Origin of the sequence: Streptomyces sp. NPDC091376, from assembly GCF_044757085.1 — a bacterium.
In the GTDB taxonomy this organism is placed as follows: Bacteria; Actinomycetota; Actinomycetes; order Streptomycetales; family Streptomycetaceae; genus Streptomyces; species Streptomyces pratisoli.
This window is the reverse complement of sequence record NZ_JBIVUF010000034.1, coordinates 25,208-36,317: the sequence shown is the minus strand read 5'-3', so window position 1 is coordinate 36,317 and position 11,110 is coordinate 25,208. Positions and strand designations below refer to the sequence as shown.

9 protein-coding genes and 3 pseudogenes are annotated in these 11,110 nt (G+C 66.8%); 2 read left to right on the top strand and 10 right to left on the bottom strand.

What is annotated here, in order from left to right; genetic code table 11:
- Window positions 1-451 precede the first annotated feature (451 nt).
- Window positions 452-1,192, bottom strand: coding sequence for a pentapeptide repeat-containing protein (locus tag ACIQMR_RS36765; RefSeq protein ID WP_401397114.1), 741 nt, complete (start codon window positions 1,190-1,192; stop codon window positions 452-454).
- Between the two features lie 158 nt (window positions 1,193-1,350).
- Here ACIQMR_RS36765 and ACIQMR_RS36760 point away from each other — a divergent pair, with 158 nt between their 5' ends.
- Window positions 1,351-1,560 carry a hypothetical protein gene (locus ACIQMR_RS36760; protein WP_401397120.1) on the top strand — a complete coding sequence of 70 codons (210 nt, stop codon included), beginning with the start codon at window positions 1,351-1,353 and terminating at the stop codon, window positions 1,558-1,560.
- Window positions 1,561-1,669: 109 nt separating this feature from the next.
- On the opposite strand, the pseudogene ACIQMR_RS36755 reads toward ACIQMR_RS36760, so the two are convergent.
- The 3 genes and pseudogenes from ACIQMR_RS36755 to ACIQMR_RS36745 all read right to left on the bottom strand — a co-directional run.
- A pseudogene (locus tag ACIQMR_RS36755) lies at window positions 1,670-1,816 on the bottom strand (transposase); the annotation flags it as partial.
- Window positions 1,817-2,057: 241 nt separating this feature from the next.
- Window positions 2,058-2,327 (bottom strand): annotated as a pseudogene (locus ACIQMR_RS36750) (transposase family protein); the annotation flags it as partial.
- Between the two features lie 35 nt (window positions 2,328-2,362).
- On the bottom strand, window positions 2,363-3,265 hold the full coding sequence (locus ACIQMR_RS36745) for a transposase family protein (protein WP_401397104.1): 903 nt from the start codon (window positions 3,263-3,265) through the stop codon (window positions 2,363-2,365).
- A 298-nt stretch (window positions 3,266-3,563) separates the two neighbouring features.
- Between ACIQMR_RS36745 and ACIQMR_RS36740 the strand changes: the two are divergent.
- Window positions 3,564-3,692 (top strand): annotated as a pseudogene (locus ACIQMR_RS36740) (IS3 family transposase); the annotation flags it as partial.
- A 112-nt stretch (window positions 3,693-3,804) separates the two neighbouring features.
- Here the strand turns inward: ACIQMR_RS36740 and ACIQMR_RS36735 are convergent.
- The 6 genes from ACIQMR_RS36735 to lanKC are packed head-to-tail and all read right to left on the bottom strand — an operon-like array spanning window position 3,805 to window position 11,096.
- Entirely contained in the window at window positions 3,805-4,551 is a 747-nt protein-coding gene (locus ACIQMR_RS36735) for a dTDP-4-dehydrorhamnose 3,5-epimerase family protein (RefSeq protein WP_401397101.1), read from the bottom strand.
- Window positions 4,473-5,363, bottom strand: a complete 891-nt coding sequence (locus tag ACIQMR_RS36730) for an SDR family oxidoreductase (RefSeq protein WP_401397098.1) — start codon at window positions 5,361-5,363, stop codon at window positions 4,473-4,475. The genes ACIQMR_RS36735 and ACIQMR_RS36730 overlap by 79 nt, the downstream gene beginning before the upstream one ends.
- On the bottom strand, window positions 5,360-6,355 hold the full coding sequence (gene rfbB, locus ACIQMR_RS36725) for a dTDP-glucose 4,6-dehydratase (protein WP_401397095.1): 996 nt from the start codon (window positions 6,353-6,355) through the stop codon (window positions 5,360-5,362). The genes ACIQMR_RS36730 and rfbB overlap by 4 nt, the downstream gene beginning before the upstream one ends.
- Before the next feature lie 60 nt (window positions 6,356-6,415).
- Window positions 6,416-7,483, bottom strand: coding sequence for a glucose-1-phosphate thymidylyltransferase (locus tag ACIQMR_RS36720; protein ID WP_401397093.1), 1,068 nt, complete (start codon window positions 7,481-7,483; stop codon window positions 6,416-6,418).
- Complete coding sequence (locus tag ACIQMR_RS36715; protein ID WP_401397090.1) at window positions 7,480-8,526, bottom strand: glycosyltransferase; 1,047 nt, start codon at window positions 8,524-8,526, stop codon at window positions 7,480-7,482. The genes ACIQMR_RS36720 and ACIQMR_RS36715 overlap by 4 nt, the downstream gene beginning before the upstream one ends.
- Window positions 8,523-11,096: a class III lanthionine synthetase LanKC gene (lanKC, locus tag ACIQMR_RS36710; protein WP_401397087.1), complete on the bottom strand. Its 2,574-nt coding sequence runs from the start codon at window positions 11,094-11,096 to the stop codon at window positions 8,523-8,525. Before lanKC ends, ACIQMR_RS36715 begins: the two co-directional genes overlap by 4 nt.
- Window positions 11,097-11,110: the final 14 nt, after the last annotated feature.

Genomic DNA, 11,110 nt, shown 5'->3' with positions numbered 1-11,110 from the left:
TCCGCGATCTTCCACAGCCCGTCCGGAACAATCCAACTCCATGTACCCCGACCCATGATGAGCCCAACGACCGATCACCACATAGGACACGGTCTTAAAAGTTCATCCTGGTCGATGCGTCGGCGAGGTGGCACTCGCTTCCGAGCTGTCGTGACGCGACCGGTCCCGGCCTGAACTCCCGTCACGGCCTCGGTAACCGGAGGCGCTGCTGGCGAAGACTTGACTTCCGCTCTCTGCCCTTACGACCTTGGGAGCGATATCAGGTCCCGGATCTGCCTGGCGGACTGGGGCTTTCCGCGATCAGGACGCCGCTGAGGGGGAGTGACGCCGGTCAGGCGGATTACGGTCGCCGCAGTCTTGTCCGGCGCGTCTTGGTCAGGAAGTGGACAGCGGCGGTGCCTGCCACGTCACCCCGGGCGGCTGGAGTAGGGGCGAGAGCTCGGGTCCGGGGTCATCGGTGTCGACGACTCCGGCGGCCGTGTGGTCGAAGTCGGCGGGCTCGTAGGTCGGCCAGAATGCAGCGAGCCCGACGGAGAATCGCAGTCGTGAGGTCGGCGTGCCGCAGGTTGACCGAGACCAGGGACGCCTGGGTCAGATTGGCGTGGGACAGGCCCGCCGCCTCCATGCAAGCGCGGTCGAAGTTGACCTCGGGGAACCACAGTCCGTCGCAGTCGGCCCGGCTCAAGTCGGTGATGCTGAGATTGACCCAGGACTGCTCCCGGTGCTGGCACAGCACGCCGAACGCGGTCAGCGCCACCTGGACGTCGGCGGCGCGGGTCTCCAGGGGGGCGATGTCGTTGATGGGCACGTCTGCCGCCGGTGATTCCGGCCCGGCGGGTGGCCAGGGCAGGCGTGTACGCAGATACGCGGCCTGAATGGAGATGATGGCCTCCCGGTCGCGGGCGGACTGCTCCGCGATCCGCCCCAGCGCGTGCAACCCGCCGATGCGCACATCCAGCCTGTCGCTGCCGAGCTGGTCGACGGCCCGGCTGAATCGGTCGGTGACGTAGCCCCCCTGGGTGGCGCGCAAACCGTCCTGACTCACTCGCAGTTGCCGCCAGGTGGCGTACGCGCCGAAGAGCACGACCAGGCCGCCGACCACCTGCAGAAGCGTCGCACGGACGTCGTTCACCGCCTTCAGCCGATCCTGCGCGGCGACGCTCGCCCCGGCGAGATCGTTGTCGACCACCACCCCCGGCAGTACGACGAACACCGTGCCCAGAATTGCAACCCCGCCCCGGCCAGCAGACCTGCGGCTACACGACGCCTGACCAGCCCGTCGTGCCATGCCCGCCGCCCGCGGTCTGGTTCCCCCATCTCCATGGGCATGGGAACCTAACGAGCTCGTGCATGATTGGCGGTGGCGCGTCGAAGGCTGCGGATTCGCCGCCGTGTTCACGTTCGTGCGCCGCGGTGCATCGTGGCGGTCTGCTGGTGGGAGAGCAGTCCGGCGACGGCTTGGACGATGTCGCTCATGTGCTCGCGTCGGCCGTGGTGGCGGGCGAGGGCCCGCCAGTTCGTGAAATGGCCGATGCCGTGCTCGACCCGGATGCGGCGTGAGGAGCTGGCGCTCGTGCATTTCCTCGTACCACTCGGGCGGGTTCCTTTTGAACTTGCGGTGCAGTGGTGTCACCACGCGCCCGCCGGTCTGGGCGCCCTGCCCCTGGTAGCCGGCGTCGGCCAGGATCTCCACGGCTGGCCCGTTGGCCAGGAGCTTGACCAGGCCCAACTTCCGGGCGTGGGTGATGTCCGCGCAGCTGGCAGGCTCGGACGGGCTGCAGAACAGCAGCCGCCCCTCGGCGTCCGTGACGACCATCGACTTCACGGCGTCCTGCTTGTTCTTCCCGGAGGTGAACTTGTCCCGGTCCGGGTCCGGCGGCCGGCCGCCGGACACGGACCTCGGTGCCGTCGATGATCCCGGTCTGCCCGTCGGCGCCGAGGTATTCGATCAGTTCAGCGAGCGTGCGTAGCCGAAGGCCGGGTGCGACGACACAGCGCCGCTCGGCGAGCAGGGGCCGCACTTCACCGATCGCACGCGTAATCGTGGAGCGGTCGACCCCGAACCAGCAGGCCAGCACATCGTGCGTCGCACCGCGACGGAGGCTGACCAGCGTGGCCAACAGGCGGTCGATGAAAACGAGCTTGTGCCTCGCCCCGGCGCCCACGGCCCTGCGGCGTAGCCGTGAGGCCAGTCCGGCCTGGTGCCGCTCATGCCACAACGGACCGACCTCAGCAACGAGTTCAGTGATCACCTCGGGGGTCAGCCCGGTGATCGGCTGGCTTCGGATGATTGCTGCACGCAATCGGGTCCCCACCACGACGACCATGATCAACGATCAAGGTTGTGACGCGCCACCGCCAATCATGCACGAGCTCGTGCGTAATTAGCGTGAGGTTGTGCCGGGGTAGCGGCTGGTGTTGTGATCACGTCTGTGCGGCAGGCAGCGCGAGTGTTTTGTTGTGTTGGGTTGCTCGCTGGTCGGAGTTGGAGTCCGGCGATGGCCCGGATGGTGTCAGGGAGGTTGTCCCGGCGGGTGTGATGTCGGGCGAGGGCTCGCCAGTTCTTGAGGTGGGCGATGCCGTGCTCGACGGGGATGCGTGCTGAGGAGTGGGCGAAGCGGGCGGCTTCGTGGTGGGCCATGAGCCATTGCAGGTGCTCGAGGTGCTTGCCGCGGCGTTTGCGGGGCGGCGTGACGACCTGGCCACAGGTTTGTGCTGCCAGGCCCTGGTAGCCGGCGTCGGCGAGGATCTGCAGGTCGATAGCGTCGGCGAGGAGGTCGACCAGGCCGGCATCACGCGCTTGGGTGATGTCGACGACGGACCCGGCCCGTACCTCACCACAGAACAACAATCGTCCGCACCCGTCGGTGAGGATGAGGGCTTTCATCGCGTTGATGCGGCTCTTGCCGGAGATGAAGCGGTTGCGTCCGCCGCGGTGTGCTGATGGCAGGCGGACCCGGATTTCGGTGGCGTCCATCAATGCGGTCTGCCCGGTGGCGCCGAGATGAGCGATGACATCAGCCAGCGTCCGCAACCGCAGTCTGCCCTCGATGCGCCAGCCGCGGTCGGCGAGCAAGGGCCGCACCTCGCCGACGGCGCGCGTGATCGTGGAGCGGTCGACAGCGAACCAGCAGGCAAGGATGACATGGGTGACACCGTGCCGAAAGTGGACCAAGGTGGCCAGGAGCCAGTCGACGAAGACCAGCTTGTAATTTCGCACCGGCGCCCACAGCCCGACGACGCGGACGGTCAGCCAGCTCGGCATCTCTTCGGGCCTGCCACACCGGCCCTAACTCGGCCACCAGATCAGCGATCACGGACGCCGAAAGTCCCGGACGCGACGCTCCGACATGATCAACCTGCGTGCTTCAACCCCCACCACAGACAGACCAACGACCCAACTCAGCCGTCGTCACCCCCCAATCACGCACGAGGTCGCAAGGCGTGTTCTCGAACTCGCTGATCTGCCTGGCTGGCTGCCGCGGAGAGCTTCTGGCCCTACTCAAAGAGGCGATCGGCACCCGCACCTGGCCCGACCGGGCAACCTGTCGACGACAGCCTTTGCCCGCGCGGACGTCTTCAACTTCATCGAGACCTTCTACAACCGCCGCCGCCTGCGCAAACACAAGACCTTCGGCTATCTCACCCGGGCCGAGACCAGGCAGCGGCATCAGCACGCCCTCGCGGCATAAGGATCACGTGTCCGAGATCACGGGGAAACTTGACAGAGCCTACGGCGATACTCAGTGCTCCCGAGAGCACAGGAGCCGCACCGATGTTCTGCCTGGCCGTTCAAGAACTCAGTCACTCCCCTGGTGCAGAGCATCCTGGCTGCGATCTACGCGGTGCTGGCCGACAGACTGCTTGGTTTTGCTCTGGACGTGCCCGCGGAGGACCTGCGGGAAGGCCCATGACGGCGAGGCAAGCATGATAGGAGGGCAGCTTCCCGGCTCGCTGGACTTGTTCGAGGGATGGTGCTGCGGCGTCCTTATCGGACAGGACGGGTGCGATCCCGGCAGGCCAGTCGATACCCAGGGTGGGATCAAACGGGTGGATCGCATGCTCGCGGTGAGGCGTGTACTCACTAGACGTCAGGTAGACCACGGTTGTGTTCTCGGCAAGCGCGAGGAACGAGTGGCCAAGCCCCACGGACAGGTGCAACGCCTGCCGACGCCGGTCATCGAGCCGGACAGCTTCCCATCGGCCGAAGGTGGGGGATCCGGTGCGCAGATCGACAACGACATCGAGTATCGCGCCGTAGACGCAGGTGATGTATTTCGTCTGCCCCGGCGGCACATCGGCGTAGTGAATTCCGCGGAGCACGCCCTGGTGTGAGACTGAGCAGTTGGCCTGGGCAAGAGGGAAAGGCGCGCCAGTGGCCTCAGTCAACTCGCAGGCCCGGAACCACTCGTGGAAGCTGCCGCGACTGTCGCGATGCAACGTCGGTTCCAGGAGCCAGGCACCTGCGATACTCAGCTGGCGCACAGAGCACTCGCGGAGGCGAGAGAGGCTGTGATAGCAGACAGCACCTCTCGGAGGGCGCTGCGCCATTCCCATAGCGGGCTGATGCCTTCGCGGGCCCAGCGGCGGTGGCCGAGGACGCTCCATGCCGGACGCACTGCGGCACACCCGAGGTCCCCAATGGCCGCAGGGCTGACGAGACCGGGGGCGCGTCCCAGGAGCCGGTAGATCTCGCGTGCGAGCTCGTAACTGCTGGTGCTGCCCGTGGCGGTGGCATGGTGTATCCCGGGCCGGGCCCGGCTGTTGTCCAGAAGAAGGAGACGCTCCGCGACGTCCCCGGTCCAGATGGGCTGACCGATCTGGTCCGTGACCACGCACAGCGCTGTGTCATTCATGGCGCGCTCAGCCATGGTGCTCACGCAACTACTGCCATTTGTTCCATAGTGCCAGGCTGTCCTGACGACGATGCCGCTGCCCGGAAGTGCCGTCATTACGTTGCGCTCGCCGACCAGCTTGCTGTGGCCGTAAACGGTACGGAGGTCGGGCACAGCGTCCTCGTCGCAGGGTCGTCCATCGGCATCAATACCGCTGAAGACATAGTCAGTGGAAACGTGAAGGAGCCGTGCGCCGGCGCGGGCGCAGCCACCCCCCAGCCAGGCACTTGCGCGCCCGTTGACTTCCAGGGCCCAGCTCTCGTGCCCCTCCGCTCCGTCAACGTCAGTCCAGGCGGCGCAGTTGGCAACGACGGACGGGCGCAATTCAGAGAGTGCACCACCGACGGCGTGGGGATCGCTGAGGTCGATTCCCTTACGGGTGACTGCGATGGTCAAGTCCGCCGGGAGTGGAGCACACAACTCGCGGACGAGCCGACCGCCGGCTCCGATGACGAGCCAGCCCGTCATGTTCGCACTCCTGCGAACGGCTCCCACCACGCAGGGTTGTCCCGGTACCAGGCAATGGTCTCATTCAGTCCCTCTTTGAACAGGTAGAGCGGCCTGAAGCCCAGCTCCCTGCGCAGTTTGGACCAGTCGAGGCTGTAGCGCACGTCGTGGCCTTTTCGGTCGGGTACATGTTCAACTCGGTCCCAGTCCACGCCACAGGCGTCCAGCAATCGCTGGGTAAGCTGCCGATTGGTGAGTTCGGTGCCGCCACCGATGTGGTAGATCTCCCCGGGGCGCCCGCCTTGCAGGACCAGCCACAGGGCCCGGCAGTGGTCTTCGACATGCAGCCAGTCCCTGACCTGGTGCCCATCGCCGTAGAGCGGAACGGTTCCTCCCAACAGCAGACTGGTGAGGAAACGTGGAATCAGCTTCTCGGGGTGCTGGTGGGGTCCATAGTTGTTGGAGCAGCGGGTGATCCGCACATCAAGGCCATGGGTTCGGTGGTAAGCCAACGCCAGCATGTCGGAGGCCGCCTTGGAGGCGGAGTACGGCGAACTGGGTGCGAGGGGCTGCTCCTCGGACCAGGATCCGGTGACTATGGAGCCGTACACCTCGTCCGTGGAGACGTGCAGGAAGGTCGTAATGCCCGTGCGCACGGCCGCTTCCAGAAGGGTCTGGGTACCCAGCACGTTGGTAGAGACGAAGTCGCCGCCCGCCGCGATAGAGCGGTCGACGTGCGATTCAGCAGCACAGTGGACGACAGCGTCGTGACCGGGCAGAAGGGCTTCAACAAGCTGCACGTCCCGGATGTCCCCATGCACGAACCGCAGCAGCGGGTGATCTTCGACCGTGCGCAGGTTGGCCAGGTTGCCCGCGTAGGTGAGGGTGTCGAGGACGGTGACGGATGAAACGCGGGGGTACTCGGACAGCTGCGACGACATCGCCAGAGACAGCACCGACCGTACGAAGTGAGAGCCGATGAAACCGGCGCCTCCAGTGACGAGGAGTTTCATGCGTGCATGCTTTCTGCGGGTGTGGGAGGGCTCGATGCCGGGCGTTTCTTGGCGTGGCTCTCATGTGTGGATCTGGACCTCACTGTGGTCCCCGAGGACGAGTTGATGCGCGCGTGCAGGGCGTTCTGCTCCGACGACCCGGACCGAACGCCCCATCAGGGAGCCTTCGAGGCGTCCCGCACCCTCGATCCGCGAGTCCTGCAGGACCACCGAGTACTCCACCGCGCTGCCGCTGATCACACAGCCGTCGGCGATGGAGGTGGAGGGGCCGATATAGGAGTCGAGGATCAGGCAGTCCTTCCCGATGACGGCCGGCCCGACGATGCGTGACCGCTCCACCCGCGCTCCCGAAGCGATCCGGACCCGCCCGATGAGTTCGCTGGTCTCGTCGACCGATCCCTCCACGCAGGACTCGATGCCTTCGAGCACGGATCGGTTGACTTCCAGCATGTCGGCGACGTTGCCGGTGTCCTTCCAGTAGCCCGTGATGATGGTGGAACGCACCGTGCGATCCGAGTCGATCAGCCTCTGGATCGCGTCGGTGATCTCCCACTCTCCGCGGGCTGAGGGCTCAAGAGTGGCGACGACGTCGTGGATGGCTGCCGAGAAGAGGTAGATGCCGACCAGAGCAAGATCGCTGCGAGGATGGCGTGGCTTTTCCTCCAGGGCAATGACCCGTCCGTCGGGGCCGAGTTCCGCCACTCCGAACAGCGAGGGTTCCTTGACCCTGGTGAGCATGATCCGTGCGTCAGGCCGCTCGGCGCGGAACTCCTCGACGAGCGTGGTGATACCGCCGACGATGAAGTTGTCGCCGAGGTACATCACGAAGTCTTCGTCGCCGAGCCAGTCGCGGGCGATGAACACGGCGTGCGCGAGACCGAGCGGGCGCTCCTGAGACAGGTACGAGATACGCGCTCCGAAGCGCGCGCCGTCGCCCAGAGCGGCCTTGATCTCCTCGGCCGTCTCTCCTACGACGACTCCGATCTCGGTGATGCCCGCCGCGACGATCGCTTCGATGCCGTAGAAGAGAACGGGTTTGTTGGCCACCGGAACAAGCTGCTTGGCCGCGGTGTGCGTGATCGGCCGCAACCTGCTTCCAGTTCCGCCGGCCAGGACGAGGGCCTTCACCGAGTGCGCTCCGCGGCAATCTCGGCGATCAGGCCTAGCTGCCTGATCTGGACGCGCCGCACGAGCTCCTCGATGCGGCGGGCATGCTCGGCGGTAGGGCACCACAAGGGCTGAGCCAGTACGAAGTGCCCTTGTCCGGGTACGACGACGAGATCGGGCCAGAGAGGGCCGGGTTTCTCGGCCGCTCGCGCGATCTCCGCTGCCAGGTCTCCCTGCCAACCGAGCGGTGCAGTGAACTCCGCCGTGGCCTGTATCCGCTCGTACCAGGCGATAGTGTCGGCGGCGTAGGCCTCGCGGAACGCGGCTTCGTGGCGTTCGTGCCGAAGCTTTCCGAGCGCCGCGCGGGCGTGGCGCGGGTCGTCGAACACAGCGAGCGGCAGGCGGTACCTGCGCACCGTGCGGTGCCTGCGGGTGCCGCTGTCGTCGAGGAGGAACGCGCTGCGGTCACGCACGGTGCTGAAGCGCACGCTGTCATCCGCCATGCGCAGCCACAGGTCCCAGTCCTCCAGGCCGTCTCCCGGACGCCAACCGCCGACCCGGTCGGCGAGCTGGCGGCGGTGTGCCACCCTTGAGGGCTCAAACATCGGGCCGAGTACCTGGATCTCCGGATGCCAGCAGAGGTCGAGGATGTCGGAGCGGGAGGTGACGCGCTCGGACATGTCCCTGCATTCGAAGCCGGTCGCCACCAGATCGGCCCCGGTGCCGAAGACAGACAGCAGGAGCTGAAGGTGCTCCTCGCGCCAGCGGTCGTCGTGGTCGAGGTAGGCGACGAACTCACCGCGTGCTTCGGCCAGCCCGATGTTGCGGGGGATGCTGGGGTGGCCGTGCCGCCCGGCGCGTATCAGCCGGATGCGCGCGTCTTCGTCGGCGGCCCGGCGTACCCAGTCGTCCGTGTCGTCGGTGCTGCCGTCCGAGACGACGAGCAGCTCCCAGTCGGTGACGGTCTGAGCCCGTACCGAGTCGAGTGTGCTGGTGATCGCCCGGGAGCGGTTGTACGTTGGGCATATCACCGAGATGCAGGGGGCGGATGGGGTCTTCGTCACTGCTCGGCCCTCGGCCAGCCACCGGGCTGGGCCGTCAGGAAGGGCAGTCCGAGGTACTTGCCGCCCAGGACAGCGTCGACCGCGAAGAGCACTCCCGCCGCGCCAGTGGCGAGGTCCGTCGACAACCGCAGGCACTGGTCGCCGAGGAACGCGGGGTTGCCGGCGTTCGGGATGGCGTGCCAGCCGAAGGCCGCCAAGTGCTGTCGTAGGGTGCCGTCCTGCCTGGCGGACCTGCGCAGATGGTGTTGGGCAAGTACGGCACCGGCGCGGCCGGTGAACAGTCCCGCGTGGGCGAAGAAGCGCGGGGCGATCATCTCACGCAGGTCGTCGAAAGCCTTCCCCAGCTCGGGATCCTGAGTGTGTGCGAGCAGTTCGTGAAGGACCAACGCCATTCCGGCACCGCCGGTCAGGACGGGCGTACGCCACGGAGCGTCCTTCACTGCGGACTGCCCAAAGGCCCAGCCGCTGTGGGCAAGGTCGTGCCTGAGCGCGTCGACGGCCTGGTCCAGGTGTTTTTGGTCCTGTGTCTGTTCGTGCAGGCGCAGCAGGAACAGCGCGCTGCCCGACCCACCGTGCATCAGGCCCGGCCGCTGCCGTGGCCCGGAGGCGTGCTCTGCCTGGCCGGTGATGCGATCGGCGAGGCGAGCGGCGCGCTCCAGGAAGGCACTCTCGCCATCGCGGCGGGCGAAGTGCAGGAGGGTGAGCCCGATCCCGGCCTTGCCACTGAAGAGGCTGTGGTCGACATCCTCGTCGGGCAGGTCCGTGACGCGGTCGAGGAGTCCTCGTGCCTCCTGGGTGCGGCCGAGCCGATCGAGGGTGTAGGCGACACCGCTGAGGCCGTTGTAGAATCCCGGCCGTGGTTCCGTCAGACGACCAGTGGAGTTTGTGAGCCAGTCGATGTGGTTGTCGGGGACGGCGAGGCCGGCCTCGACCAGTGCCCAGAGGACACCGGCCGCGCCGAAGGCGAAGTTCGCCCCGCCTCCCTGGCCGTGGAACTGCTCGATGTCTCCAGGAAAGAGCCGGTCGTCGCGCTCGGGAGACGCGGCGGCAAGGATGCCCTCGGCGATGCCCGCGCGCAGCGCGGGCCAGTCCTCCTGCCCAGGGCCATCCACGGGCCAGAGCTGCTGCGGCGCGAAAGCGAGTTCTGTGCGCTCAGCGCGGGCGGCGAGGCCGAGGTCACGCCGGACCTGTTCGGCGTAGTCCGCGGGAACCGGGAAGATTCCGGCGATCAGCTCGATGAACTGATCGGCCTTGACAGGGCTCCAGGGCAACCCCTGTGTCAGCGGAAGGAAGACCGCCAGGCGCAGGCAGCCCAGGGCATAGCGGTCGATGTCCGGGCCGCTGTAGCCCGCCGGGGCCTGGAAGCCGGGTGCCGCCAGCGCCTGCTGAGCGGCGGAGCCGGACTCCCTACTGGCCTCCAGGTCGATGAAGGCAATCGTTCCGTCGGGGCGTATGAGGACGTTGTTCGGGTGCAAGTCGCCGAAGACCACTCCCCGTTCGTGCAGCTCCTGGGTGGCACGTTCGATGTGGTCGAGTACGGACTGCGCCCACTGCGCGTAGTCGGCGAGGTCGTCGGCGGTCGGCGTGCGTGGGACGAGGAGGGGATTGCGCTGCTGCATCTCGCGCGCCAAGGGTTGTCCCTCGACGAACTCACGGGCCAGGAAGTAGTGCTCGCGCCCCTTGCGGAAGTCCATCAGCGCGGGCATGCAGTCCAGCCCTTCGAGACGCTGAAGTGCCCAGCACTCCCGGCGCAGGCGTGCCAACGCGTCCGCGCCCTCAGCATCCAGGCCGGCGAGCGGACGAGCCTCCTTCAACAGCACGGTGTCGCCCGACCTGATGTCGTTGGCCTCGTAGACCCCTCCGCCGTTGGAGAAGTGCAGGGCCTTCGTGGGACGGAACGGGAAGTCGTCCAGGGTTCCGGCGTTGCGCGCCGCCAGCGGCTCTTCGAGGCAAACGGGCAGGGTCACCCATGAGGGAGGGCGGAACCCGGGGCCGCGGACATCCGGCACCCACTTGCCGTCCGGGTCCTGGATGCAGTGCACGAGTTCGCCCGACTCGGAGCGGACGAGGTGGGCCACGAATCCGCCGTAGCGCACGTACAGCGGGCCGGAGCGCCAGCGGAGGTCGCTGAGGATGTACGGACCGGGCTCACCGTCGAGGAGTTCGCCGAGCTCGGTCAGGATCTCGGCTAGGTTCGCCTCGTCGAGCGGGTACACCGTGACGAACTTGCCGCTGCTACCGCGATCGCCGTACTTGCTGTTGCGGCGCATCAGGACGCCGCTACCGCGGATGAACTTGAAGGTCACCTTGCGTGGCAGGCAGTACTCACTGACCACCTCGATGATTCTCTGGGCGTTCTCGGGGGTCGCGGATACGTGGATCTTCCAGCCCTGGAAAGGGAGTTGAATGTCAGGTGGAGTGAGTACCACCCAGTCGTCATTGGTGCTCCTGTGCCATCCAGCCGGGAGAGAGGCGCTCGCGGCAGCGAAGTCCCCTTCCGAGGAAGCGATGTCCGGCACGTCGTAGTAGGAGCCGCCGGGCTGGCAGAAGTTGAAGTACCGGAAATCCATGCGTTTCTCCTTGC